Source organism: Brassicibacter mesophilus (assembly GCF_050433385.1).
Taxonomy (GTDB): domain Bacteria; phylum Bacillota; class Clostridia; order Tissierellales; family Proteiniboraceae; genus Brassicibacter; species Brassicibacter mesophilus.
Genome location: NZ_JBNPXI010000001.1, coordinates 57,990 through 84,697, shown reverse-complemented (window position 1 = coordinate 84,697; position 26,708 = coordinate 57,990). Strand labels below are relative to the sequence as shown.

Annotated in this window: 35 protein-coding genes; 31 read left to right on the top strand and 4 right to left on the bottom strand. The window is 30.7% G+C overall.

The window, feature by feature from the left end; translation table 11 throughout:
• Window positions 1-132: 132 nt before the first annotated feature.
• The 5 genes from HNR33_RS00485 to HNR33_RS00465 all read left to right on the top strand — a co-directional run bounded on the left by HNR33_RS00485 (window position 133) and on the right by HNR33_RS00465 (window position 3,789).
• Entirely contained in the window at window positions 133-651 is a 519-nt protein-coding gene (locus tag HNR33_RS00485) for a GNAT family N-acetyltransferase (protein ID WP_429079107.1), read from the top strand.
• A gap of 296 nt (window positions 652-947) precedes the next feature.
• Window positions 948-1,898: a radical SAM protein gene (locus HNR33_RS00480; protein WP_429079106.1), complete on the top strand. Its 951-nt coding sequence runs from the start codon at window positions 948-950 to the stop codon at window positions 1,896-1,898.
• Between the two features lie 338 nt (window positions 1,899-2,236).
• Complete coding sequence (locus HNR33_RS00475) at window positions 2,237-2,461, top strand: hypothetical protein (protein ID WP_429079105.1); 225 nt, start codon at window positions 2,237-2,239, stop codon at window positions 2,459-2,461.
• Window positions 2,462-2,658: 197 nt separating this feature from the next.
• Window positions 2,659-3,111, top strand: coding sequence for a hypothetical protein (locus HNR33_RS00470; RefSeq protein ID WP_429079104.1), 453 nt, complete (start codon window positions 2,659-2,661; stop codon window positions 3,109-3,111).
• A gap of 126 nt (window positions 3,112-3,237) precedes the next feature.
• Window positions 3,238-3,789: a GNAT family N-acetyltransferase gene (locus tag HNR33_RS00465; protein ID WP_429079103.1), complete on the top strand. Its 552-nt coding sequence runs from the start codon at window positions 3,238-3,240 to the stop codon at window positions 3,787-3,789.
• 58 nt (window positions 3,790-3,847) lie between these two features.
• On the opposite strand, the gene HNR33_RS00460 is transcribed toward HNR33_RS00465, so the two are convergent.
• The 3 genes from HNR33_RS00460 to HNR33_RS00450 form a co-directional block, all read right to left on the bottom strand.
• Entirely contained in the window at window positions 3,848-4,018 is a 171-nt protein-coding gene (locus tag HNR33_RS00460; protein ID WP_429079102.1) for a hypothetical protein, read from the bottom strand.
• Window positions 3,997-4,131: a hypothetical protein gene (locus HNR33_RS00455; RefSeq protein WP_429079101.1), complete on the bottom strand. Its 135-nt coding sequence runs from the start codon at window positions 4,129-4,131 to the stop codon at window positions 3,997-3,999. Before HNR33_RS00455 ends, HNR33_RS00460 begins: the two co-directional genes overlap by 22 nt.
• Window positions 4,132-4,225: 94 nt before the next feature.
• The gene (locus tag HNR33_RS00450) at window positions 4,226-4,354 is read right to left on the bottom strand and encodes a hypothetical protein (RefSeq protein ID WP_429079100.1); all 129 of its coding nucleotides are present in this window, start codon (window positions 4,352-4,354) and stop codon (window positions 4,226-4,228) included.
• A gap of 868 nt (window positions 4,355-5,222) precedes the next feature.
• On the opposite strand from HNR33_RS00450, the gene HNR33_RS00445 reads away from it, so the two are divergent.
• The 20 genes from HNR33_RS00445 to HNR33_RS00350 all read left to right on the top strand — a co-directional run bounded on the left by HNR33_RS00445 (window position 5,223) and on the right by HNR33_RS00350 (window position 20,615).
• Window positions 5,223-5,963, top strand: coding sequence for a hypothetical protein (locus tag HNR33_RS00445; RefSeq protein WP_429079099.1), 741 nt, complete (start codon window positions 5,223-5,225; stop codon window positions 5,961-5,963).
• Between the two features lie 131 nt (window positions 5,964-6,094).
• The gene (gene rpiA / locus HNR33_RS00440) at window positions 6,095-6,760 is read left to right on the top strand and encodes a ribose-5-phosphate isomerase RpiA (protein ID WP_429079098.1); all 666 of its coding nucleotides are present in this window, start codon (window positions 6,095-6,097) and stop codon (window positions 6,758-6,760) included.
• Between the two features lie 231 nt (window positions 6,761-6,991).
• Window positions 6,992-7,903: an alpha/beta fold hydrolase gene (locus tag HNR33_RS00435; RefSeq protein WP_429079097.1), complete on the top strand. Its 912-nt coding sequence runs from the start codon at window positions 6,992-6,994 to the stop codon at window positions 7,901-7,903.
• Between the two features lie 211 nt (window positions 7,904-8,114).
• Window positions 8,115-8,414, top strand: coding sequence for a polyprenyl diphosphate synthase (gene uppS, locus HNR33_RS00430; RefSeq protein ID WP_429079096.1), 300 nt, complete (start codon window positions 8,115-8,117; stop codon window positions 8,412-8,414).
• Window positions 8,415-8,754: 340 nt separating this feature from the next.
• Window positions 8,755-9,330 (top strand): DUF4269 domain-containing protein, encoded by a 576-nt coding sequence (locus HNR33_RS00425; RefSeq protein WP_429079095.1) that lies wholly within the window; start codon window positions 8,755-8,757, stop codon window positions 9,328-9,330.
• Between the two features lie 224 nt (window positions 9,331-9,554).
• Window positions 9,555-9,965, top strand: coding sequence for an NAD-dependent epimerase/dehydratase family protein (locus tag HNR33_RS00420; RefSeq protein ID WP_429079094.1), 411 nt, complete (start codon window positions 9,555-9,557; stop codon window positions 9,963-9,965).
• 68 nt (window positions 9,966-10,033) lie between these two features.
• Window positions 10,034-10,372, top strand: a complete 339-nt coding sequence (locus HNR33_RS00415; RefSeq protein WP_429079093.1) for a Rossmann-fold NAD(P)-binding domain-containing protein — start codon at window positions 10,034-10,036, stop codon at window positions 10,370-10,372.
• A 310-nt stretch (window positions 10,373-10,682) separates the two neighbouring features.
• The gene (locus tag HNR33_RS00410; protein WP_429079092.1) at window positions 10,683-11,105 is read left to right on the top strand and encodes a VOC family protein; all 423 of its coding nucleotides are present in this window, start codon (window positions 10,683-10,685) and stop codon (window positions 11,103-11,105) included.
• 281 nt (window positions 11,106-11,386) lie between these two features.
• Window positions 11,387-12,046 carry a class I SAM-dependent methyltransferase gene (locus tag HNR33_RS00405; protein WP_429079091.1) on the top strand — a complete coding sequence of 220 codons (660 nt, stop codon included), beginning with the start codon at window positions 11,387-11,389 and terminating at the stop codon, window positions 12,044-12,046.
• A gap of 115 nt (window positions 12,047-12,161) precedes the next feature.
• Entirely contained in the window at window positions 12,162-12,599 is a 438-nt protein-coding gene (locus HNR33_RS00400) for a GNAT family N-acetyltransferase (RefSeq protein ID WP_429079090.1), read from the top strand.
• A gap of 166 nt (window positions 12,600-12,765) precedes the next feature.
• Window positions 12,766-13,791 (top strand): serine hydrolase domain-containing protein, encoded by a 1,026-nt coding sequence (locus tag HNR33_RS00395; protein ID WP_429079089.1) that lies wholly within the window; start codon window positions 12,766-12,768, stop codon window positions 13,789-13,791.
• Window positions 13,792-14,046: 255 nt separating this feature from the next.
• Complete coding sequence (locus HNR33_RS00390) at window positions 14,047-14,577, top strand: hypothetical protein (RefSeq protein ID WP_429079088.1); 531 nt, start codon at window positions 14,047-14,049, stop codon at window positions 14,575-14,577.
• A gap of 618 nt (window positions 14,578-15,195) precedes the next feature.
• Window positions 15,196-15,744: a GNAT family N-acetyltransferase gene (locus tag HNR33_RS00385; protein ID WP_429079087.1), complete on the top strand. Its 549-nt coding sequence runs from the start codon at window positions 15,196-15,198 to the stop codon at window positions 15,742-15,744.
• Between the two features lie 15 nt (window positions 15,745-15,759).
• Window positions 15,760-16,410: a hypothetical protein gene (locus HNR33_RS00380; protein ID WP_429079086.1), complete on the top strand. Its 651-nt coding sequence runs from the start codon at window positions 15,760-15,762 to the stop codon at window positions 16,408-16,410.
• Between the two features lie 24 nt (window positions 16,411-16,434).
• Window positions 16,435-16,977, top strand: a complete 543-nt coding sequence (locus tag HNR33_RS00375) for a class I SAM-dependent methyltransferase (protein ID WP_429079085.1) — start codon at window positions 16,435-16,437, stop codon at window positions 16,975-16,977.
• Between the two features lie 35 nt (window positions 16,978-17,012).
• Window positions 17,013-17,324, top strand: a complete 312-nt coding sequence (locus HNR33_RS00370) for a hypothetical protein (RefSeq protein ID WP_429079084.1) — start codon at window positions 17,013-17,015, stop codon at window positions 17,322-17,324.
• Window positions 17,325-17,381: 57 nt separating this feature from the next.
• Complete coding sequence (locus HNR33_RS00365; RefSeq protein WP_429079083.1) at window positions 17,382-17,618, top strand: DUF2164 domain-containing protein; 237 nt, start codon at window positions 17,382-17,384, stop codon at window positions 17,616-17,618.
• A 73-nt stretch (window positions 17,619-17,691) separates the two neighbouring features.
• Entirely contained in the window at window positions 17,692-18,132 is a 441-nt protein-coding gene (locus tag HNR33_RS00360) for a J domain-containing protein (RefSeq protein ID WP_429079082.1), read from the top strand.
• Window positions 18,133-18,343: 211 nt separating this feature from the next.
• Complete coding sequence (locus HNR33_RS00355) at window positions 18,344-18,811, top strand: metallophosphoesterase family protein (RefSeq protein ID WP_429079081.1); 468 nt, start codon at window positions 18,344-18,346, stop codon at window positions 18,809-18,811.
• Window positions 18,812-18,962: 151 nt separating this feature from the next.
• A complete protein-coding gene (locus HNR33_RS00350) occupies window positions 18,963-20,615 on the top strand; it encodes a glutamine--tRNA ligase/YqeY domain fusion protein (protein WP_429079080.1) in 1,653 nt (550 codons plus the stop codon).
• A 54-nt stretch (window positions 20,616-20,669) separates the two neighbouring features.
• Here HNR33_RS00350 and HNR33_RS00345 read toward each other — a convergent pair whose 3' ends face one another.
• The gene (locus HNR33_RS00345) at window positions 20,670-21,233 is read right to left on the bottom strand and encodes a superoxide dismutase family protein (protein ID WP_429079079.1); all 564 of its coding nucleotides are present in this window, start codon (window positions 21,231-21,233) and stop codon (window positions 20,670-20,672) included.
• A gap of 181 nt (window positions 21,234-21,414) precedes the next feature.
• Here HNR33_RS00345 and HNR33_RS00340 point away from each other — a divergent pair, with 181 nt between their 5' ends.
• From HNR33_RS00340 to HNR33_RS00315, 6 genes are all read left to right on the top strand, one after another.
• A complete protein-coding gene (locus HNR33_RS00340) occupies window positions 21,415-21,681 on the top strand; it encodes a hypothetical protein (RefSeq protein ID WP_429079078.1) in 267 nt (88 codons plus the stop codon).
• A gap of 192 nt (window positions 21,682-21,873) precedes the next feature.
• On the top strand, window positions 21,874-23,532 hold the full coding sequence (locus HNR33_RS00335; RefSeq protein WP_429079077.1) for an ABC transporter substrate-binding protein: 1,659 nt from the start codon (window positions 21,874-21,876) through the stop codon (window positions 23,530-23,532).
• Window positions 23,533-23,534: 2 nt separating this feature from the next.
• On the top strand, window positions 23,535-24,485 hold the full coding sequence (locus tag HNR33_RS00330; RefSeq protein ID WP_429079076.1) for an ABC transporter permease: 951 nt from the start codon (window positions 23,535-23,537) through the stop codon (window positions 24,483-24,485).
• A 1-nt stretch (window position 24,486) separates the two neighbouring features.
• Window positions 24,487-25,284: an ABC transporter permease gene (locus HNR33_RS00325; protein WP_429079075.1), complete on the top strand. Its 798-nt coding sequence runs from the start codon at window positions 24,487-24,489 to the stop codon at window positions 25,282-25,284.
• A 10-nt stretch (window positions 25,285-25,294) separates the two neighbouring features.
• Window positions 25,295-25,945 (top strand): ATP-binding cassette domain-containing protein, encoded by a 651-nt coding sequence (locus HNR33_RS00320; protein ID WP_429079074.1) that lies wholly within the window; start codon window positions 25,295-25,297, stop codon window positions 25,943-25,945.
• The gene (locus tag HNR33_RS00315) at window positions 25,938-26,708 is read left to right on the top strand and encodes an ABC transporter ATP-binding protein (RefSeq protein WP_429079073.1); all 771 of its coding nucleotides are present in this window, start codon (window positions 25,938-25,940) and stop codon (window positions 26,706-26,708) included. The genes HNR33_RS00320 and HNR33_RS00315 overlap by 8 nt, the downstream gene beginning before the upstream one ends.

Sequence of the window (26,708 nt, the reverse complement as noted above, 5' to 3'; positions counted from 1 at the left end):
ACCTGCGACCCTAAGAGACGTTGCGCTAAGGGTTTCAGTGTTAGAGATATTAAGACGTTATTTACAATTTCTAAGCGAGTTTTGTCATTGTAGTGAAATTTTGTAAAGTGTATATAAAGTGGAGGATAATTTATGAAAAATTTATTTTTAGTTGAACCTAATAAAGAATATCAAAAGAGTTTTAAAAATTATGCTCTAGCATACAGAAAAATAAATGATGAACATTATTTTAATAAATATAAAAAAGCATTAGAAAATTTCCAAGATTATTTAAATGACATACACAATTATTCCCAGGGAAAAAACTTACCTCATGGAGAGGTTATAACTTCAACATTCTGGTTAATTGATAAAAAAGAAGTTGTAGGAGTAGTGAGGATTAGACACCAAGAGGTAGAATGTGCTGGCCATATAGGCTATGATATATCACCAAATTGTAGAAATAGAGGCTTTGGGTTTCAGATTTTAAAACTGGCATTGGAAGAGGCAATAAAGATAGGAATAGAAGAAGTAATTTTAACTTGTAATATAGACAATATAGCATCAAAGAAAGTTATAGAAAAGAGCGACGGTAAATTATTAGGAACTGTTTTTGATGAAGAGGAAAATGAATATCTGTATAAATATAGCATTACATTAACAGCTAACTAACTCTCTCTCACTTTATTCTTAAAATGTGTAATTGATAGAGAAAATTACTATTCGTAGTGGAATGGGCTAACTTGGATAAATGAAAATAGGGTGGAGACGGAGCTGCAACTAACAAAGCATTCAAGTTCGATTTGGCTTCTTCGTTGATTTTAGTGGAAATCCCTAAGCAACTTTTCTCTGGGATGGAAATATAGACGAAGAGCTTAATGTATATCAGTAGAATTATGTAAATTACACTAAAAATCAATCTAGAGGGAATGCTTTAAACATTACTCAATAATAATGGGGAGGTATTAATGTTAAATAAATACATGAACATAGAACGCATAGAGTTTGTAATAACAAATGCTTGTACAAGCAGGTGCAGGCATTGTTCTGTAGGTAATAAATTAAATATCAATAAGTCAAGTATAGATAAAGAAAAAGCTATTTCAATAGTTACCGAACTTTCAAAGCACTATTCTATTGAATCTGTGATGACTTTTGGCGGAGAACCACTTGTATATGCAGATACTGTCTGTGCAATCCATAGGACTGCAAAAGCTTGTGGAATCCCTAAAAAACAAATCATCACTAATGGATATTTTTCAAAAGATGATAGCAAAATTATTGCTGTGGCAAAAGCGTTGAAAAATAGTGGTGTGAATTCGATTTTACTTTCCGTTGATGCTTTTCATAAAGAGTATATACCGCAGGAACAGGTATATAAATTTGCTAAGGCATTGTGTGCTGAAGGGATTGATGGATTTAAACTACATCCAGCTTGGGTGGTAGACCGTCAACACGATAATAATTATAATAAAGAAACAGAAGCTTGTTTGGACAATTTCACAAAACTAGGCATTCCCATATCAAGTGGTAATAACATATTACCAACAGGAAATGCTGCTATATATTTGTCGGATTTTTATGAGAAAAAACCAATTGACATTGGAATGAAATGCGGTGAAGCACCTTATACAACCAAGCTTGATGATATTCAGGCAATTTCAGTAAATCCAAATGGTGATATAGTAGTTTGTTGTTTTGTTATAGGCAATATATATTGTGAAAGCATAACACAGATTATTAATCGCTATAACCCATATGAAAATCCACTAATGTCTGCACTTATAAATGGTGGAATAAGCGCTTTAATGAAATTAGCGGAAGTCAATGATGTAACAATTGATGTGTCACAATATTATTCTGCTTGCAGTGTGTGTAATGATATTGTGAAAAAGCTAAACAGAGTAAACTGTGTATAATCCGTAGTCAAACTAATTCACATTCTTTAGAAAAAACATATGTTTTCAAAGGGGAAGGCGATGTAAGAACGGATGGCCGCAATTATTTATTCGAAGATATTCCTGAAAACATTGCGGAAGAAACTGTTATAAAAGATTTTTTATATACGATTACTGCTGATTTTGACGCTAAATCAGATATTTTATCTAACATAGAACCGCACAAAATTTCAATAGAAAGTGAAAAGAAGAAATTTGAAGACAATATTTATACACAATCATATATTATACATGAAATTTCTACATTAACAGAAAAAGAGTACAATGAGCAAAAATTAGATAATGATAAGCAAAATCCTTTGTACTACTATGGTTGGGAAGAATGTATTGAGGAATACAAGCTAACTGAATATGAAATTATCAATGTGAAATTTACACAAACTTTTTCAGAAAAAGCAAATGAGCTAGGACCACAGTGGGGTGATGGAACATATAATAGGAGTTATATTGTTGGAAAAACCGCAGATAATAACTCTTATAAGATTTTTGATTTTGGAGAAATGAGTTGTTTAAAACAGAGATAAGAGGATTATCGACATCGGGAAGAAATAACAGAGGGAAAGACCGACACTGATAAGCCTCGGAATGTTATAGGACATGGCGATATAGGGGTTTTATTTGGGGGTTGGTTCGATAAAAATTGAGATGCTGCAATTACAGAAAAAATGAAAAAAGCTATTTATATAATATAAAGGACAATAGAAATGAATGGAGAGATTGAATGAAAAAGATTATCTTTAAAAAATTTTTATATTATATTATTCCGATGACAGTATCAGGGATTATTATCACTATTGGGTATTTTTTTATGAGTGGTATTCCTTTGCATGGTGTTCCCAAAATAGAAGATGTTTCTTATGTTGAAATTTCTGATACTAGATTAGATATTAATGAACGAAAATTTACAGAAATCGAGGACATAGAAAAGGCAATAAATCTGACTAACTTTTTATCATACAAGCTCGGAACACCAGAACAAAAAGAGCCTTTAATTGAATTCGTATTCCATTTAAAAAATGGAGAATCTTTTACTATCAGTTCAAATGAAAAAACTGTATATTGCAATGGAAAATTATACAGCCTTAAAGGCGATAATGGAATAACTTTTATAAAAATTACTGAAGGAATATTCTTCTTCGATGATCTGGTTGAAAAAGAAGATGAATCTAAATAAATTCAAGTTTAACTGTATGAACAAAATGATCATAATCTGCATTTGCGGCTAAGACGCATTATTAATATTATGTCTCAGTTGTATAATTTTTAAGAAATATCTATAGTAATTTCAGGAGGTTATTTAATGCAAAAAGTTTATGAAACAGAAAGACTTATATTAAAGGTGGTAGACAAATCCTATGCAGAATTAGTTGTAGACTATTATTTAAGGAACAAGTCTTTTTTAGAAGAGTGGGAGCCCATAAAGGATGAGGATTTTTATACGAAGCAGTATCAGGAAGAACAGTTAGATAAAGAGTCATCTACTATTGAAAATAATAGTTCGTTAAGACTATGGGTTTTTAAAAATGAAAATGAAAATAAAGTAATCGGTTCTATTGGCTTTAATAATATCGTAAGAGGCGTATTTTTATCATGTCATCTTGGTTACAAATTAGATAAAGATGAAATTAATAAAGGTTATATAACTGAGGCAATTCGAAAAGGAATTGAAATTATGTTTATTGAATTTGGATTGCATAGAATTGAAGCTAATATCATGCCTAGAAATAAACGTTCTTTAAGGGTAGTCGAAAAGTTAGGATTTTATAACGAAGGGTTGGCATATAAATATTTAAAAATAAATGGAAAATGGGAAGACCATATACATATGGTTCTATTAAATGATAAGGTATAATAATGTTTTTTCTGCACCATTCTGAACGAATTTCATGATATTAAGCATAAACTAGTAGCTATATAGTTGCTAATTTAGTCTTTAACTCCTTAGTAAGTACATAGTAAGCATCTAATCTCCTTTTTACTATCTCCAAGGGATGTTCTGATAGCCATTGCCTTTTTCTATATTTGTCCCAGTTTCCTTTTGTATCAATGTCTATTTTATCTAATTCTCTTGGGGTTCCCATCTGTCTATAACTCTTCCTTTAGCTTTTGAACTTGTACATATATTTCTAAAATCACAAGCTTTACAGGCTTCATTATTATAAGTATCTATTAAATCTTTTATCATCTTTTTCATAAGAGCTTTTTATTCTAGTACATCTCTTCTGCTAAGTTCCTCAATTTGCTTATTTATCTCACTAATAGGTATCTTTTTTTCTAAAGCTTTGCTTTTATCGTTTTCTTCCATTTCCTGTAGATTTGGTAAATTCAAGTTCTTCAAAATCCAAAGAGCCTACTAAGGCGTCAATAACTCTTACAGGATTATCTTCGTCTATATATTCATCTAAACATTCTGGCATGGAGGTGTATTGGCGTCTATCTTTTCCTTGGATATAGTTAATTTAATTATTTCTCCTTTTAAGTTATGTGTTTAGTTCTATATGGAATTATAGTATAATTGTACCATAGATGTGGACATTAATTTCAACGAAATCATAGAAGGTTACAACGCTAACCAAGATTTGCAGGTTCCAACTAAAGTTTTAATAGATAATATGTAGGGATATTTACATTAGTATACTTTACGTAGCTAATGACACCATATAACATCACATGGGATAGGGTCAACCTTAGAGGCAGATCAGTGCATATTTCAAAGGCTAAGCAAGTCTGGCTAAGTCTTTGAAACGCCTCCAATGTAGAATGTTATAGAAAATGGGGAGACTCTACTGCAGAAACATTTTAGCAAAGTTAAAACGAAAGTGCTACAAGGAAAAATTGTAGTACCCTACGCCGAACCAATTATCACATATAAGGCCTCAACGGTATAGGGAAGTTCAATTCTAGTAGGAGAAAAGAAGTAAGCATTCACCGAATACATAGAAAATATTTTAAAAGATAAAGGTGATATTTCGATAACTACAAAAGCATGTTTATTTGAAACTAGAAAATAAAGATCAAGTGCACATTGGAGTCAAAGATGAAGCTTTAATTGGAGAGAGTTCAATAAGAAACAAGAAGAAAGATATTCAATACAAAATCCATTCATAGAAAGCTTGAACGAACAAATGGTATTAATTATATAAACTGGAAAGCGGAAGTAGAGAGATACAACTGAGGAGCCTAATGTGGGAAATCCGCCAGGGGCGATGGGTGATTGTCAGCTCTATGGTAACGCTGATATACTGGTATATTATAAAAGTATATATTATTAGAAAGAGGTTAGGTATGAAAAAGAAAACAAAAGTATTTATTATTACGATATTTGTAGTAGTTATTTTAGTTAGTATTATTCATGTATTTCTAAATATGAATAATAAATCATTTTTAGAAAACGTTGAAGGTAAAATATATTACTTAAAACGAGACGAAGGCATATTAAAATTATATAAATCAGATGCCAACCTTAAGAACGAAGAATTAATTTATTCGCACTACAAAAAAAGGAAAACAAATTATGGTACATATAATGATAATATATCTGATTTTAGATATTATTCAGATAGCGGAGTTATTGAATTCGAAGCAATGCACGATGGTGAGTGGTCTATATTTAGGATTAAAGATGGAGAGAAAGAACCACAGTATATTAAAACCGCACCTGAGGAGTATAAAACTATAGATAACTATAGGGTAGTGAGTGTTGATGTTAATTATATTGATTTAGAAACTGATGAATTTAAGATATATGAAAAAGATGATTCTATTTATTTAGAAAGAGATGGTACTGAAAAGTGTATTAAAAAGTATCGGGGAGGAGCAAAAAGTGATATAAGTGGATTGGTTGGTTATGTTCCTGAAGGGTTATCTCCAGACTCAAAGTATTTAATTTATGGTACCACTGGTAGCTTTACAGGAATAGGAGCACTATTAGGTATTAGTAAATATAAAAGATATATAATGGATTTAGATACTTTAGAAAGTGTAGAATATATTAATAGCGAAAGCATACAGTGGATAAATGAGTGATTATTGTAATCTTTGGCACATCAGCTAATATACTATTTACATACATTCCGCGAAAAACATGTGAAACGTCGCAATATGGCAAGAACGTTAGAGGACATATTAAATGTAGTATATTTATGTGAGGTGAGATAATGGACAACAAAAGGATTGCAGGAGAAAAAGCAGCGGAATTAGTAAAGGATGGAATGATTGTTGGCTTAGGAACAGGTTCAACGGTATATTATACAATAAAAAAATTAGGTAAGATGGTGGCAAATGGATTAAAAATAAAAGCAGTTTCGACATCAAGTTCAACTACAACAATAGCAGAAAAACTCGGGATATCATTAGTGTCTTTAAATGAAATAGAGAGCATTGATATTACTATTGATGGAGCAGATGAAGTAGATAATTCTTTAAATGGGATTAAAGGTGGAGGAGGAGCTTTATTATATGAAAAACTTGTAGCTGTTTCTTCAGAAAAAGTTATTTGGGTTGTAGATTCAAGTAAAATGATTAACAAATTAGGAAAATTTCCATTACCAGTAGAAGTGATACCATTTGCATACAATTATGTTTTTACTAAATTTAAAAGTATGAATTATAATCCTCGAATAAGAATGAATAATACTAGTTTTTTTGTGACTGATGCACAACATTATATTATAGATCTATATTTAAATGAAATTGAAAATCCATATGAACTGGAAAATACTTTGAATTCAATGCCTGGTGTTGTTGAACATGGGTTGTTCCTTAATGCTGTAGATACTGTTGTTGTAGGTAAGGAAAATTCAGTAGAAATTATTAATAGGTGATATGAGTTAAAAGATAGTTCTGTGTTATCATATATCCGCTAACACTGCACCCCGTTAGTTGTGGCAGCAAGATGGTCAAGCCTACGAAGAAGTCACAACACAACTTTTAGCCACATGAATGAACTAAAAGGCGATGGGGATACGACACCGTTATATGAAATTTATAAGCTAGTCTACTGGGATACTTCAAAATTAGATAGTATAATATTGAATAGAGAAAGGGGGCTTTAAATGAATGAAACACAATTACTTAATAGAACACTTGAATTAATAAACGAAGATGGAACATCAGATGCATATGATTTCTTAGTGACAAATATATGTACACTGGATTCCATGTCAAGTCAAGTCTATAATTTTTTATACTGCTTAGCTGCTACATCGAATAAAAAAGAGGAAGCTCTAGGATGGTTAGAAGAGGCAATTCTCTCAAAGAAATTATGGTATAGACCAGAAGTTTTTGAAGATGCGGATTTAGATGGTATACGAGATGATATAAGATTTAAAACTTGTTGCAAAGTATCAGAAGAAAGATGCCTTGAAGCCTATAAGATATCCAAGTCCAAGTGCACTTGGATAAATAAAAGGAGTAATAGATTGATACTTACTCTACATGGGAATCAGCAGAACAATGAGATTAGTAAGGTGAGTTGGCATTTTCTTGATGGTGATAAATATCAAGTTGAATATTTACAATCAGAGGAAATAGATTCATGCAACCTATTTAGATGGGAAGATGATGGAACTGGACCAATCCAACTTAAAGAAGCTATTGAGTTGATTGAATGGAATAGCTACGAGCAAAAGATTTTGTGTGGGTTTTCAGCAGGATGTAATGTGATTTTGCGAGCAATTAGAGACCAAGATATTAGCTGTAATAAGATAATACTGCAATCTCCTTGGATTCCAACTGTTGAAGATAATTTAAATAGTTTGATTGAAGTATTAAAGAAGAATGATGTTGAAGTACTTATAATATGTGGAAATGACGATGAAGATTGTTTGCCGCAATGCAAAACATTTGAAGTAAAGGCAATTGATGAAGGGTTAGATGTTAATGCCTTATACATCGAAGGTCTTGGGCATGATTATCCAGAGAATTTCAATGAGATAATTTTAGGTTTTGTTAATAAAGATAATTAAAGTCACTATTAAAGTTGTTGTTTGGAATATTCGTGTATGGACTTCATATAAACCAGCTAATGGTTGTCAAACTATTTACAGACAGTCTACGAAAAGCATGTGAACCATCGCAACGATAGTAAGAACGCTAAGTGCAATTTTACCCTCAGTTTTTTTGGGGTTATCACTTTGGGCCTTTACTGTTATTTAAGCATTCTGATGGAGGGCTACTATGAAAATAACTAAAACTCATATTGATTTTAAACAATTTAAAAACATACCAAAACACGTCGCAATAATAACAGATGGCAATGGAAGATGGGCTACAAAAAGAGACTTACCTAGAAGTTTTGGACATAAAGCAGGGGTAAAACCAATTAAAGATATTACTGAATTATGCGCTGAAGTAGGAGTGAACTATTTAACTTGGTATATTTTTTCAACAGAAAATTGGAAAAGGAATAGAGAAGAAGTAGATTTTTTAATGAACTTATTTATTGAACTTCTCAGAAGTAGAAAAGTTAAGGGATAAACTTATAAAAAGAGTACTTCAATATGATAAGTAATAAGAACATAAGCCGGGAGAATATTCTCGGCTTTTTGCAGTTCTAATTGAAAAATTAATTGGATTTCTACTTATAGAAAAACAATAAATAAAACTAGAAAATAAAAGGGGATGCTTCGTACATGTAGAATAAAGATAATAATTACTCATATTTAATGTTTCAGTAATATGTTTTTCTGGAAAGTAGATAAAGTAGATATTGATAACATAAGAATGATGGTGCGCATTTAACAAGGCTAAGGATTTCAGACGCCATGAATGCATAGACAATAGATATCAACATAAAAGAACAAAGGAGTTATTTAAAATGAAAGAGTTTACAAATATCGAATACCTAAGTCAAGGCAGTGAAAAGCAGAAAAAAGCGTTTAGAGCTATAAATAATCTTAAAATCATGGAAATTCTTAAGGAGTATAACCCTATATTGACAGGGACTATCCCAATTGATATAGACATTGAAAATAGTGATCTTGATATTATTTGTGAAGCTTACAACCCTCAAAAATTTGAACAAATCCTAATAAAAGAGTTTGGAAAATTTTCTGAATTTACAGTAGTAACAAGATTAGTTGATGGAATTGCTAGCACAGTATGTAGTTTTGAATATGATGGGTTTATCTTTGAAGTATTTGCTCAACCTATTAAAAGTACTCATCAAAATGCATACAAACATATGGTAGTTGAAAGTAGAATAATGAAAATTATAGGTCAAAGATCAAAACAAGAAATTAGAGCTTTGAAAAGAAACGGATACAAAACTGAACCAGCGTTTGGGGTTTATCTGAGGATATCTGAGAATCCATATGATTTTTTAAAGGCAATATATGAATGGAATGATAATGAACTGAAAGAGTACCTAAAAAGCGTGAACGTCATCGTTTAGCATGAATATTCTCCCAAGGATGAAATTGGAGAAGCTTAGGGAATCCCATGTGCTCCCTGCTATAAGACTAGCTATTATCAGATTTATTATAAGGATAAGAAAGTTTTGTCAATCCTTATGGTACTGATATGCTGGAAACTGCAAGATCATCAGTTGCAATTCCTAAGCAAAATTTATCAAAGTAGCGCGAAAATTAGAAATAATCTAGGGGAGGTATAATTTCTATGCATAATGTTTTAGTCCTGGGTGGAAGTGGACTTGTAGGAAAAGCAATAATTAGTGAAATAAATAAAAATAAAGAGTTCCAGATTTATGCTACATACTTTGAAAGGCAGTTACAAATAAATCAGGACAGAAATTTTAAGCTGAACATTGAAGATTCAGCTAACATAAGTAATATATTGAATACTATAAAGCCTCAAAGTGTCGTGTCATGCTTAAGGGGGGATTATAATGAACAGTTGATTCTACATACAAAAATTGCTGAATATTTAAATAAAATTGGTGGTAGATTATACTTTTTCTCTACAACAAATGTTTTCGATAATGACTTAAGTAGGCCACATTATGAAGATGATTTACCGTATTCTTGTACTGAATATGGACAATATAAAATAGCTTGTGAAAAAAAATAATAGAAATATTGCATGATAATGCTTGTATATTAAGACTTCCTCAAGTTTGGGGAAAAGATTCTCCAAGAATGAATAATTTAATAAAATTGCTACAAAACAATGAAAAAGTTGTTGTATATTCAAAACTGTTTTGTAATACAAATATTGATATATTTATAGCCAAGCAATTATGCTACATTATAGAGCATGAGTTAAAAGGAATTTTTCATCTAGCAGCAGAGGATGTAATCAATCACAAAGACTTTTATAATGAGTTAACAATGGGTTTGGGTTTTAATAATGCTAGGATTGAAGAAAACTTTGGGGAAGAAGGGTATTTTGCACTCTTATCAAAGAGATACAATGAATTTCCAGAAGGCCTAAGATTAATGAATAAATCGGTAATAAATCATTTGATTAGAAGATAGATAATATAATACATGTATTGATTTGCTTTCTATTTTAAATGTGCAATAAATATAGAAAATTAATTTTAATTGTGAGCAGGGATTTATTTAAAATAAATCAAAATAGAGTGTAAACATAACATTTTAATTAACAAATTAGTGCCGATATTTTACTTAAAACCATGATAAACATAAGCACTAATTAAAAAGATATCTGAATTGTTTTGTATAAAAAGATATTTTTATATCATTAGTATATTGAATAACAAGCTTTTTATAGAATATTGGATTGGAAAAGAAACTGCAGACTATGATAGGAGGTCATATAAGAATGAAACAATCAATTGTGCATATAGCTCTAGTTGTTAGAGACTATGATGAAGCTATAGAGTTTTATACGAAGAAGTTAAACTTTACATTGATAGAGGATACTTATCAGCCTGAGCAAAATAAGCGTTGGGTTGTAGTATCTCCCCCTGGGTCAATTGGTACCACTTTATTATTAGCTAGAGCTTCAAAACCTGAGCAAGAATGTTTTATTGGAAATCAGACTGGTGGAAGAGTATTTCTTTTTCTCAATTCTGATGACTTTTGGAGAGATTATAATGATATGATTTCAAAAGGAATAGAATTTGTAAGAGACCCTAAAAAAGAGCCGTATGGTATGGTAGCTGTTTTTAAAGATTTGTATGGAAATCTATGGGATTTACTTGAATTGAATAAAGATCACCCTATTTCCAAGCGAATTATATAATTAAATAGCAAAGTATCTATCAAGTGAAGACTAGGAAGTATTAAATTCAAATATAAAGCTAATTTCATTGTCAGAGTAGAAGTATAAGCAGGTTAATCATGTAGAAAAAAAGTGAGAGGACTAGAACATCACATAACAATGCACCCAAGTTCATTTTAGGTAAATAGAGTCAAGCTTTGTACCAGTTAAAGCACATTCCATAACCATGCCAAGCCTAGCTAGGTTAAAAAGCACCTTAAGTACAAGATAATATCAGTTATTTATCATTGAGGAGGTAAAAAGTGGAGAATTATACAAAAACAATGAGCAGCTATTGGAATAAAAGGTATTTAGCAGAAGAAAAAGTTTGGGGAGAAACGCCAAGCAAAACGGCAAAGCATTGCCTGAACTTGTTTAGTAAGTACAATATTGAGAAGCTTTTGATACCAGGTACTGGATATGGTAGAAATTCGAAGCTATTTTCAGATAAAGGATATAAAGTTACCGGCGTTGAAATTTCTGAAAAAGCATGTGAGATAGCATCTAAATATGATCCTAGTACAAAAATATATAATGGCTCTGTTTTGGATATGCCTTATGATGATGAAATCTATGACGGGATTTATTGTTTTAATGTATTGCATCTGTTCAGGCTTAAGGAAAGATATGAGTTTATTCAAAAATGCAAAAAAAGTATAAAAGGTAGTGGGTTAATGTTCTTTACTGTTTTTTCTGACCAAGAGAAAAGTTATGGAAAAGGTATGGAAGTTGAAAAAGACACTTTTGAAAGTAAACCAAGTAGACCAGTACATTATTTTACAGAAGATGATCTAATAGGCCATTTTAAAGGAATGAGTATAATAGATACATTCTTGATAGAAGATTCCGAAGAACACGGAGAAGAAGGGGTACATATTCATAAGTTGAGGTGTATTTGTGTTCAAAAAGATATTTACGACTGATAACACAATAGCAGCACTTGTTCAGGCAGCTTATTCCTCTAGGGTTAGCCTTAGAAAGAGCATCTGCGAAATGTTATGGATACCAAAATGATTATAAATTTAAAGGAGAATAGAAATGAATCTTATTTTTAAGGAAATCACGAAAGAAAATTGGGAAGAGTGCATCGAATTAAAGGTTTCTAAAGAACAAGAGAACTTTGTGGCTTCAAATACATATTCACTACTAGAAGCAAGTTTTAGTGATAGTCTGTATCCCCTTGCTATATATAATGTCGAAACGATGGTTGGATTTCTTATGTATGAAAAAGATGATGTAGCTAAAGACATGGGAATGTGTAGACTTATGATTGATACGAAATATCAGAATAAAGGATATGGAAAAGCTGCAATTATAAAGTTATTAGATTTTATTAGAGAAAAATACGGAAGTACGCCATTTTATACAAGCTTTGAACCTGAGAACATTGTGGCTGAAAAACTTTATGAAAGCATTGGATTTATTAAGACTGGGAAGATGTTAGGAGAAGAAATCCTTCTTAAGATTGATCTTTAGATTTTAATATGAATATATACCAATATTAAAGTTTCTTTTCTTTTTTTACTGAAGATTACCGAAAATTGAAGATATATATTAAAAAAATTAGTAAACGCTGACACGCTGCTGTCAGCGTTTATTTTATATTATAAAATTAAGAATAAGAAAAAAGGGGAGAGATTTTATGAATAAGAAAATAAGCATAAAAATAGATGAGTATTTTAAAGAACTTGAAAGGAAAAAAGAATTTAGTGGAACAATTTTAGTAGCTATGGAAGACCATGTAATTATTAAAGAAAGTTATGGAATATCAAACCATGATTTTGATTTGCCAAACACATTGAATACTAAATTTTGTGTAGCATCAATAACCAAATCAATAACTGCTATGGCCATCATGATATTAGCTCAACAAAATAAATTAGACTTGAATGATACCTTAGATATGTATATTCCAGATTATTCAAATGGTAATAAGATTATGATACATCACTTATTAACCCACACATCAGGTTTATCTTCTTTATACAATAATACAGAATATCAAATGTATATAAGAGAGAATCATACATTTGATGAGTATATAGACAAGTTTAAGCATAATCCTTCAGCTAATGAGCCAGGAGAAAAGTTTGAATACTCTAATATGGGATATAGTTTATTAAGCTATATAATAGAGAATGTCTCTGCCAAAACATATAATGATTTTATTATTGAGAATATTTTTGATAAGCTTTGTATGAAGAATACAGGATGCTTTAGAAATGAGCGCATTCTAAAAAACAGGGCTAGTGGTTATTCAATGATTGATGGGAAATTAGTTAATTGCAGCATGAAAAATATTTCTGCATTTTATGGGGCAGGTGATCTATATTCTACTATAGAGGACATGTATGCATGGACGAAGGCACTGCTAAAGAGAGAACTTTTAAACGAAGTCTATAGTGAAAAACTGCTAAGGGACTACGGTCAAGTATATGACGATTTCTATTATGGATATGGGAAAATTATGTTTAAGAAAAATAACAAGATAAAGTATTTTTATCAAGATGGAGGGTTACCAGGGTTTAAATCAATATATCTAATTTATCCAGAAAAGCATGTTACTGTAATACTGTTGAGCAACTATGATTTTATCAATATGATGAGTATCATAAATAAGATAGAGGAGATTGTATTTCAGCATCCATCAACATTTAAAATAGATTAAAAATGAAATAGAGCATTCTCGGATTTTAGAATATTTTATTGTAAAATTAGCTAAATTTCTAATTATAGAAAAACAATAAATAGAACCAGAGAATAGAAGGAAATGTTTGGTATGTATAGAATAAAAATAATAATTTCTAAATTTTTAATGTTTTAAGAATACATTTTTTTGAAAGAAGAGATAGATGACTAAATAGTGAAACGCATTTAATTAAAATCAGATGTTGTCAAATACGGATAATAGGAGAGATGAAAAATGAATGTTAGAGCTTTTATAATTACAACTGTTCTACTAGCTTTAATGTTAACGGGTTGCTCTGAAGAAATTTCATATGATAGTAATAACACTTATAGCGTTATAAATGAAATAAAAGAAGATGCTATAGTAGATGGTAAACCGCAGTATAAAGAAGTGTATATATTTAAAGACTTTGAGAGCTACAAGAAATACTATCAAGATTATTATAATATACACTCAGAAATAGTAGTTCCAGATGAAATTGATTTTAATAACGAAAACTTATTAGTATATAATACTGTATTGAATAAAAGCAATAAAGGAGTTGGTTATGGCATTGATAAAATTATTAAACGTGGAAATAAGATCAAGATATATTTAAATGCGGATTCATATATTAAAGTAAACAGTGAGAAAAATGATAAGTACTACAATAATGGAAGGTTAGTTATAGTAGATAAAAACACTTTATCAGATGACAATGAAATTATTGTTATAAGAGAAGAAAAAAATAATATTGGCGTAACTGTTAATTATGAAGTAAATTAACTGTCGTTACCTATATGGTATCTGTAGCGGTAATTATATGTACATACGAAAAAAAGATGGAACAAATGATTGTAATAGCATGTAATCATTTGGTAAAGATTATAGAATTGGTAGATGAAGTTAAAAATTACGTTGTTTATATAAAATACCCAAGTATAGCTAATGACATATAAGGGAGGTAAAGACGATTAAGAAAGGATCAAGATTATACTTAATGCATTTGCTCCAGTTGAAGTATATAGAAATAATGATACACTTGATAATAAGGAGGTGTCCTATAAATTCATAGGATATCTAAATGATGTTAAGGAAGAGCAAAAATTCACAAAGGGCGGATCATTAAGGTAAGAATTTTGAGGGAATAAGAATGAGAACACACGAATTAATAGATATGAGTTAGGTGTGCCTAATGAAGATAATTTAAATAAAGAAATGAAAGCATAAGCTGGGAGAATATTCTCAGCTTTTTGCAGTTCAAATCTTGATTTTCTATAACTCCTATACATAAAAAGTCGTAAATTAGTACTGAAATAAAAGGAAATGTTTAGTGTATATAGAATAGAAATAATAAAGGTACTGACTAGTTTATTGAATAACAAGTAAAGAGGAGATTATGTAATGATGAATAGGTTAGAAATACAAGTGAGAGAGCTTAATATTGACGATATCACTGAATGTATGCTAGATCATTTTAATAGGTATCAAGAAGTAAGCAAAGTATGGCGTGTTGAGAATAATAAGAAAGTTATTAAAAGTATAACGTTTAAAGAAGATTGGGATTATGATGAAAAACAGACTATTATTAAAGATTTAAAGAAAACCTTGTTAAACAATGGGGCAGTTTTTGGAGCTTTTGAAGAAACTAGGTTGATAGGTTTTGCATCACTAGATGGAAAACTGATAGGAGAAAACAAAGAATATTTGCAATTATTAGAATTGCATGTTTCCTATGATTCTAGGGGTAATGGTGTGGGGAAAATGCTACTCAATCGTTGCATAGAAAAGGCCGAGAGATTTGGAGCACAAAAATTATATATATCAGGACATTCTTCTATAGAAACTATTGGCTTTTATTCAAGGATGGGATGCATGGATGCTAAATGGTTGTACAAGCATCAAGTTGAGTTAGAACCTTATGATTGTCAGTTAGAATTGGATATTAAATAACAGGGGGAATATATCATGGCTACGTGGGGAGTTCATATAAGAGTTGCAGAAAAACTATTGAAAATGAATTTTGATTTTGATAAAGAGGCATTTACAGTAGGAAACTTAGGACCTGATTGTAATAAAGCTAATGAAGATTGGACTGAATTTGATCCACCTCAAAAGGTAACACATTGGGTAACTGAAGACAAAAAGATCGATGCAGATAGATTTTTTGATACATATCTTAGAACGAACTATCAGGATAAGAAGAAAGAATCTTTTCTAATAGGCTATTATGCACATTTATTATCAGATATAGAATGGTCAAAGCTTGTAGAGCACAAGAAAAGAACAAGTTGTTTGTATGACCAACTCAATATAGATAAAGATTTTATCTGGGAAATAAAAAAAGATTGGTATGACCTAGATCACCTTTATTTCAGAAAAAATAGTGATTCATTTTTCCATACATCTTTAAAGTATTTAAAGGAATTTCCTGAGTATATAGAATACTTTCCTAAAAATTCAGTTATTAATAAATTAGAATACATAATCAATTTTTATGTAAGTTTTGAAGGAAATTTAGATCGTGAATACAAATATTTGACAGAAGATGAAATGAATTTATTTGTGAATAGAACCGCAGATCTCATCTCTAATATATTTATCAAAAAAGGATTTTAAATGAAGAGATAGGGGGATATTATGATGAATACAAATTGGTCAGAGAAAGTTCAAAGTATATATTGTTTAGATTCAAGCAGAGAATTAAGATTTACGGAAGATAAGCTCAATGAGATAATTAAAGCTACTAGAATTGAAGCAAGTACAAATGTATTGGAAATTGGTTGTGGGACAGGCGTTTTTACTAGAAAGCTGGCAAAGTTTCTTTCAGAAGCAACAAGTATTACTGGACTGGATATGGATAATAAGTTTATTGAATATTGCAAAGAGATAGCTATGAAGGAAGGCTTATACAATATTAAATATGTTGAAGGTAACGCATTATCTTTACCTTTTGCAGACAACACTTTTGATGCATGTACGTCACATACTGTAATAGAACATGTTCCAAATAAAGAGTTTCTTGAAGAGCAGTATAGAGTATGTAAGAAAGGTGGATGTGTTTCAGTAATGAATGTTCGTCCAGAACTAGCGATGGCAAGCCAAAACAACATAGCTCAGAGTGAGAGAGAAAGTGAATTACTTGCAAAAATAAGCTCAGTAACAAAAAAACAAAAAATGAACTGAATGTAGGTAAATTCTTTGATAATCCTCAGAATATTATGAGACTATTTGATGATATAGGATTTAAGGAAATTCAGATTGATGCTATAAATTATGTAAGCTGTATTGATGATTACCGTAACTCATATGAACGCAAAAAGTTGATGATTGAATCCGAACATAAGAATTTATTGGAATTCGTGAATATGGGATCATCAATGGAACAAGAATTATTAACTACTGATGAAAAAAATGAATTAATTGAGCTGATTAATAATAGATATATGAAAAGAATTAAAATGATTGCGACAAATTTCATGCTTTGGGATTTTGATATTTCGCCTATGATTATAATTAGCGGACGTAAGTAGTTTAAGATTGTAATAGTGTAATATATGGAAATATATTACAAGAAAGGATGACAATACATGGATAACAGATTAAAAATAAGTAAAGAAAAAAAGCAAAAAATGATTAAATCAATACAAAATTACTTTTTAAATGAAAGAAATGAGGATTTAGGCGACTTAGCTTCTTCTTTGATTTTTGATTTTTTTGTTGAAGAGCTTGCACCTGAGTTTTACAATCAGGGCGTATATGACTCTTATAAGTTTCTTGAAAATAAAATGGAAGATCTATTTTCAATTCAAATATATAAGCGTTAGTAACTTGAGTACTATTTATATATATTGCATGATAATTTTATAATACTAATTCCAAAGTTTAGGAAGTGTGGATATGGATACTGACCAATTAAAGAAAAAATTAAGAGCACTAAAAAAAGTTGAAAAAAAGATTCGCTATGAATATAATACAGCTGGAATGAATATGGACTATGTATGGAATAGATTTTTTTCAACTAAGTCAATAAATGATCTCACAGTAAAGTATCCACTATGGAAATTAGTACAGCTTGATAAGTATGAATTAAAGAAAGTTTTTGAAGATTACTTTTATTGTGTTTATTACGAGAAATTTAGAGAGAATGGATTGAAATTTGATGATATGTATGATCCAAATCTTTTATCTTTTTTGGGGCTGCCTCAAGATGCTTCATTTGACGAAATAAAGGCAAAATTTAGAGAATTGGCGAAGAAATACCACCCAGACCATGGTGGAGATAAGGATAAGATGATAGAATTATTAGATGTTTATAAAAAGTTAATGAGTGATGATTAGTTGACTTTGTCAATAAAAGATTACAAGTAAAATTAAGAACATATTATGTTCAAATCTGTAAAAAACTTAATATAGTAAACGACTTAAATTGATAACAGAGCGAAAATTTGGAATAATAATATCAATACTTTGTTTGGTTAATGAAATATGTAAGAGGATTATATTGTTATAAAAAAATGAAACACTATATTAATTAAGGATGAGATAATACATGAGTAAAAAAATTATTTGTGTTATATCTGATACACATGGATTGTTAAGAAAAGAGGCTTTAGAAGAACTAAGTGGTGCAGACATAATTATTCATGCAGGCGACATTGGAAATAAGCAAATTCTTGATGATTTAGAGAAAATAGCTCCTGTGATAGCTGTTATGGGTAATTGTGATGAGGGTGAGTGGACTAAAGAACTTGTAGAAGAAAGATGGCTTGAAATTGAAGGAATAAAGATTTATGTATTGCATGATATCAGCAAAGCTAATATTAACATAGACAACAGTGACATAAACGTTGTAATATATGGGCATTCTCATAAACCTATAAGCATAAATAAAGATGGTATACTTTATGTAAATCCGGGAAGTGCTGGGCCTAGAAGATTTGATTTGCCTACTACAATAGCAAAGCTAGAGATTAATAATGGACTTGAGAAAGTAGAAATAGTTAATTTGCTGATTTAATTAAATTAAATCAGCAATTAACTTATTAAAATCAATTGATTAAAGCTGACAAAACTATTAAAATGGTATATTATATAATAATATAAAATGACTGATTTTTAAATAAAGCAAGCATATACATAATGTGATAAGGAAGAAAGGTTGTGTTAAGATGAGCGAAAGACAGACAACATCAAATTTTATAAGAAACATTGTTATAGATGATCTTCAATCAGGTAAACACAAGGAAATAGTCACTAGGTTTCCGCCTGAACCAAATGGATATTTGCATATAGGCCATGCTAAGTCTATAACTTTAAATTTTGAGTTAGCTGATGAATTTAAAGGAAAGACAAACTTACGTTTTGATGATACTAATCCAACGAAGGAAGATACGGAATATGTTGATTCTATAATGGAGGACGTAAGATGGCTGGGCTTTGAGTGGGAAAGATTACTCTTTGCTTCTGATTACTTTGATGAAATGTATAATAGAGCAATATTATTGATAAAAAAAGGAAAAGCATATGTATGCGACTTATCTGCTGAAGAGATAAGGCAATATAGAGGAACATTAACGGAACCAGGTAAAGAAAGTCCATATAGAAATAGAACTGTTGAAGAAAATCTTGACTTACTTGAAAGAATGAAAAATGGAGAATTTAAGGACGGAGAAAAGGTTCTTAGGGCTAAAATTGATATGACTTCTCCCAATATAAACATGAGAGATCCCATAATATATCGTATAGCTCATGCATCTCATCACAATACAGGAGATAAATGGTGTATATATCCTATGTATGATTATGCCCATCCTTTAGAGGATGCGATTGAAGGGATTACGCATTCAATATGTACACTAGAATTTGAAGACCATCGACCACTGTATGATTGGGTAGTTAGAGAATGTGAGATGGAAAGTCAGCCTCAACAGATTGAGTTTGCAAGACTTAATTTAACTAATACAGTTATGAGTAAAAGAAAATTAAAGCAGCTTGTTGATGAGAAAATCGCTGATGGATGGGACGATCCAAGAATGCCAACCATATCAGGACTAAGAAGAAGAGGGTATACACCTGAAGCTATACGCAATTTCTGTAGAGAGATAGGTGTTGCAAAAAGCAATAGTATTGTAGATGCTCAAATGTTAGAGCACTTTATAAGAGAAGATTTAAAGCTTAAAGCTCCAAGGGTTATGGGAGTATTAAAACCGCTTAAGGTTGTTATTACAAATTATCCTGAAGGTCAAATTGAATGGCTTGATGCTGAAAACAATTCTGACAACCCGGATTTAGGAAATAGAAAAATACCATTTTCAAGAGAAATTTACATCGAACAAGATGACTTTATGGAAAATCCACCTAAGAAATATTTTAGATTATTTCCTGGCAATGAAGTTAGATTAAAGCACGCATATTTCATTAAGTGCAATGATATAATTAAAGATGAAAATGGGGATGTTGTTGAAATTCATTGCACATATGATCCAGAGACTAAAAGCGGTACAGGGTTTACTGGAAGAAAGGTAAAAGGTACTATCCATTGGGTAGACGCAAAACATGCAATACCTGCAGAAATTAGATTGTATGAACCATTAATATTAGATAATGAGCAGGAGGAAGGTAGCTCGTTCTTAGATAATATTAACCCTAGTTCTTTAGAAATTCTACAAGGATACGTTGAACCAAATATGAATGAAGCTAAAAAGCAAGATAAATTCCAGTTCTTTAGACATGGATATTTTAATGTAGATTCAAAATACACTACTGATGACAAGCTTGTATTAAATAGAATCGTATCCTTAAAAAGTTCATTTAAAATTTAGGATTGACAATGATGCAGTAAAGTAATAGACCAAGGCGAGATACCTTGGTCTTTATTATGTTAATTTAAATGTTGTAGATCTTATAATTCCACATGCTAGTCTTTTACCTGCATTACCCGCTGGCTGAGAACGATAGTCATCTGGATTCTGATGTATAATAATCGATTTACCAATTACGTCAGTAGGTTTAAATCTATTTGTAAAAAAGCACATTTTAGCATAGCCACTATTCGAAAATAGGACAGGGAAATCACCTGCATGATTACCATGTGGTTGGTTATCTGGATTCCAATGTCCTCCTGCAGCTTGAAATGGATTATTAATATCTCCTACTTCACAGCTTCCATTTTCGTGAACATGAAATCCATGAGGGCCAATAGGTGAAGTATTTCCTACTCCAGGTTGATAGTCTGGAAGCCCCCAAAATTCTGCAGTTACTTTTGTACCGCCTTGCACACTGTCAAATTTCACAGTACCACTTAAATTAGGTGCCAAAGGGCCACCTTTCACATATGCAATGGCTTCAGATTTTCGATCATTTGGAGTATAACTATAATAATTAGGATAGTTGTATTGATAGTCCCAATAACAAGGATAGTGGGTTAAATAGTTACTCATTTATTTCACCCCTTTCACAGAAATAGTCTAGGTATATAATATATACTTTGTTAGTACTTATTGTATTGTTTAATTAAAGATGTTGTTACTAGATATTATTAAATATAAAGGTAAAAATCTATTTTTGTGGAATATATTACATATGCATATACCCTACATATTTAGTGAAGGAGAAATATCTATGAGATTAATTAAAATAATCAACTATATTATAATATTTCTATATATAACACTAATTCTTAATACCTTTTTTCCGATTCTAAAATTCAAAGCATCCTTAGAAAAAAAGATCATGAAAATAACAACGAATATATTCCTAATTTTATTTATTTGGTCTATATATAGATTTGTTAATAGAATAGCAGTTGTTAATATTTACGATTATCTGATTATAATTTTAAATGGAGGGTTGCTAGTAGTAGCATTTTTAAATTTAAGACATGTATAAGAATAAAGCATAAGTAAATTTTTACGGGAGCTAGATTAAAAAGCTCTCCTTTTTTTGTTAAGAGAATATTACTACTATAGATAGAAGGAATGGGCAATACAAAGTCAATAGAAATTATCAATTAAACTTCTGTAATCATACATGTTAAAATTAACTAGAATATATTGTATAGACAACTAGGAGGGGGATTAATTGAAAAGAGTTTTAGCGTTGGTAATGATTTTTGTATTATTGTTTTCCATTGTAGGGTGTACTTCAACAAGTAAAGATGTTAAAAAGGATTCGTCACAAAGCAGTGTAGAAACTCAGCAAAATGAAATACAAGAAAAAATCATAAGGATGGACGGAGATAATTTGGGATATCCATCAGTTTATACTGTCTCATCGAGAGGAAGAGGATATCTTCTTATGAGTTTTATATTTGACACTTTAACATGGAAAGACGATAAAGGTGTAGTCCCACTATTAGCTAAAGAGTGGAAGGTATCAGATGATAACAAGGTCTGGACGTTCTATTTACATGAAAATGCAGAATTTACTGATGGAAAATCAGTTACAGCAGAGGATGTTAAATTTTCATATGAGTACTTAATAGATCACCCTCATCAATGGGTTTATCTAAATATGATAGATAAAGTAGATGCAGTAGATGAGCATACAGTAAAAATCTATCTAAAAGATGTCTATGCTCCTTTTATAACAGATGTAGCTGGTAATGTTCCAATAATGCCAAAACATATATGGGAGAACATAGAAGAACCAGAGAAATTTAATACGCCTGAAGCCGTGATAGGCTCAGGACCATTGATGCTTGAAAGCTATGATAAGAATACGGGAAGTTACATATATAAAGCAAACGATAAATATTTCTTAGGAAAACCAGCTATTGATAAACTTATACTAACAGCTAATTCAAACGCTAAAGAATCATTAGTTAATGGAGAAATTGATGCAGCTCAGCAAATCAAGTATGGTGAAGCAATGGAATTACAGAAAGAAGGTAAATTTAAAGTAGTAGAAGGCCCAGGTTTTTGGGTTTTAAGACTTTACTTTAATTTTGACAAGCCTATTTTTAACAATAAAGATTTTAGGCAAGCATTATATTATGCTATTAATAGACCAGAAATTGTAGAAAAAGCAACTAGAAATAGCACTTTGGCAGGAAATCCTGGTCATATTCATCCCGACTCCGAATGGTACTACAGTGGAGTTAAACAGTATGAATTTAATCCTGAAAAAGCTAAGCAGATATTAGATGATATTGATATAAAAGATAATAATGAAAATAGCATTAGAGAGTATAATGGAGAAGATATTAAGCTTGAAATGCTAGTACCAGAAGATAAAGTTAGAGAAGCCGAAATGATGAAAAAATACTTAGAAGACATAGGGATAGGGTTGGAAGTAAAAGCAATGGATGTTAAGAGTGTCGATCCTATGATTAAGGATGGCAAGTTTGACATTGCTTTAAATGGACATGGTTCATTTGGTGGAGATCCTGTTTTGTTAGCTAGATTTGCTTCAAATGATGTTACTATGGGTTCTACTCCGACAATTACTACTCAGGGTGGCAAGAGTTGGTCAAATGAAGAATTTGATACTTATTTTGCAATGCAGCTTAAAGAGTTAGATAATAAAAAAAGATATGAGCAGGTAGCCGAAATGCAAAAAATTATTGCAGAAGAACTTCCGACTTTAACAATATACTATAAGAAAATAACTTTTGCATATAATCAACAAAAGTTTGATGGATGGTTTTTTACCAAGGATGGAGTTGCTATAGCTGTGCCTACTATACAAAATAAGCTTATTTTTGTAAATGGAGAATGGAAAGAGGGACAGGAGAATTAGTAATGAGGATCGCAAAAAGTTCATTTTTCTTGTGTTTGATCATATTAATGAGTTTTATACTTCCCAGGTTAATCCCGGGAAGTCCTCTTTTTTTATATGATTCAGATGTACATGCACTAAATTCTGTAATGTCTGAAGAAACTTTTGTAATTTTTAGTGATTACTATAATGTTGACAAAGGAATATTTGATCAATTCTTTACATATTTAGGTCAGTTAATGCGGCTAGATTTTGGGTATTCTTTTTACTTCAGAGCGCCAGTTAGTGATATTATCTTAGGGCGCGCTAAGTGGACACTATTATTATCTGGTATATCTCTTTGTATATCTTCAATCATAGGAATCTGTTTTGGACTTAATATATCAATTAAACAAAACATGAAGAGAGAGAAAAAATGGATGCAATTTTTTACTATAACACAGGCATTTCCAGTATTTATTATTGCTATAATTGCTCAAATCTTATTTTGTTTTAAGTTAAATATTTTTCCTTCAAGTGGAGCTTACACAGTAGGAGGGCTAAGCAAATTAAATTATGCTGCAGATATTATGAAACATCTTACTTTGCCTGTGATTGTGCTAGTTATATCATCAACTCCATCTATATTTATTCTGACATATAATTTATGTTCAAATATAAAAAATGAAGGATACATTAAGCTTGCATACTATAATAATGTTGATATTAAGCTAATTAAATACAAATACATTTTAAGAAATGCATTACCCGAGATATTAAGTAAATTGAATATACATTTCATTTATTTGCTGTCAGGGACTATGTTTGTAGAAGCGATTTTTTCTTATCCTGGTATGGGGACATTATTAAGGCTCTCTGCTTTGAATAATGACTATCCTTTATTGCAAGGAATTCTTATAGTTGTAGGAGTTTACAGCATAGTAATTAATATTATATTTGAAATTGTCATAAAAAGAATTAGTCCGAGGTATTAATATGAGTGTAATTAAAAGAAAAAACAGTGTTAAATTTATAATAGTAACAATGATATTGATAGCTGTTATTGGCCCTTATTTAGCTCCGTATTCTCCGGACAATTTTAGCTTTGATGTACTTTTAAAACCATCACTATACCATTTATTGGGTACTGATGAGATGGGGCATGATATTTTTTCGATTCTATTAGTAAGTTTTAGAGTGACTATCGGCATATCAATAGCTGCATCGATACTTTCTACTCTTATTGGAACTTTTTTAGCCGTAATAGGAGCTTATTACGGTGGAGTTATAGATGACTTTATAAAGAAGATTACTGACTTTTTTATAATTATACCTGAAATAATAATACTTCTATTTTTTGCAACTTATTCACGACCAACTCTCTTGAATACTGTAATTGCAATATCTTTTACATCATGGACAAAAGTAACTAAAATAATAAGGCCTAAGGCTAAGTTAGCAATAGAGAAAGAAAAAATAAAGTATACATTACTTCTCAAGGGCAGATTGACTGATGTTTTTAAGAAGCTATGGAAAGAAATATATCCTTCTGTTTCTACTATGTTCATTTTACAATGTAGCAAAGCAGCTGTGTACGAGGCTACATTGTCATATTTCGGTATAGGGAATCCTATGATAAAGTCATGGGGTAAGATGATAAAAATGGCTTTAGATTATGAAGGTATATTTAGTGATAGTACATTCATATGGTACCTGTTGCCACCTGTCGTTTGTATATGTACCTTAGTTGCTTCTATATCTATGCTAACATTTGATATTTATAAGGAAAGCTAGGAGAATGGAAATGGTATTGAGTCTTGTAGATTATATGGTAAGTTATAGAGAACAAAGCAAATGGATAACTTATCCTGATATATTCATTAGTAAGAATGAATGTGTTTGTTTGATGGGTGAAAGTGGTTGTGGTAAGACTACTCTTTTAAATTCAATGTTTGACCCGTTTTTTAATGGAGCTGTAAGATATAAAACAGCTCAAATAGCTGGTAAAGGTATTAAAGAATGGGGAGAGGAGCTTTTTAAACATATAAGTTATATGCCACAATATTCGCAAAGTGGATTAAATCCGATTCTCTCTTTAAAAGAACATATTGACATGATAAAGGCATCAACTGAAATTGTAGACTATGAAACAATACATAAGTATTACAAACAGCTTGGATTAAATGAGGACATTGAAAAAATGTATCCATATGAACTGAGTGGAGGAACGAAGCAGAGATTTGTAATGCTAATGGGGTTCATAAAAAAACCTAAGTTTTTTGTTTTAGACGAGCCATCTTCAGCTATAGACTACATAACACTTGAAAAGATGATTGATTTTCTCAATCATCGAAGATCAGAAGGATGTGCAATATTAGTAGTGTCTCATCATAAAGGCTTTTCACAAATGATTGCGGATAAGGTCATAGAAATAGGTGGTGATGCTTATGAGTGACTTACTGAGAATTGTTAATGTAAGTAAAAGCTATACGAATAGTAGCGTTAAGAAAAAAGTACTGTCAAGTATTAATATATCAATAAAAAGTGGTTGTATAGCGGCATTAATAGGTGATAGCGGTTCGGGAAAAACAACCATAGCAAGGTTAATTATTGGGCTAGAACACACAGATACAGGCGATATCTTTTTGGGTAGTAAAAAATTAGATACATTGAAGAAAAGAGATTTTGATGATTGTGCTTCTATACAGTATATTTTTCAGGACCCCTATGCTGCTATGGAAGAAAACAGTAGTGTTCTTGAAGTAATTAATGAACCTAAGATTATCTGTAAAAGAAGAAGAAGGAATACTTTTGATATTTCTGATGCTTTGAAGCTAGTAGGACTTGACATAAATGAATTTGGAAAAAGAAAAATAAATTCTTTAAGTGGTGGACAAAGACAAAAATTGTGTATAGCTAGAGCATTGATTACTCGCCCTAAAATTATTATTGCAGATGAATGTACTTCTATGCTAGATGAAAAATCCAAAAAAGAGATAAATTCAATATTTAGATATGTTAATAAACGTTTTGGGATAACATTTCTAGTTATTACTCACGATATCTATGTAATTAATAATTTGTGTGATGAGATATTTGTGATAAACGAGGGAAAACTTGTTGAGTTTGGAGAAAAAAACGAAATTATTCAGTTTCCTAAGCATGACTATACTATAGCTTATATGAATAGTATGAAAAGAATTGAAGGGGGATTTTAA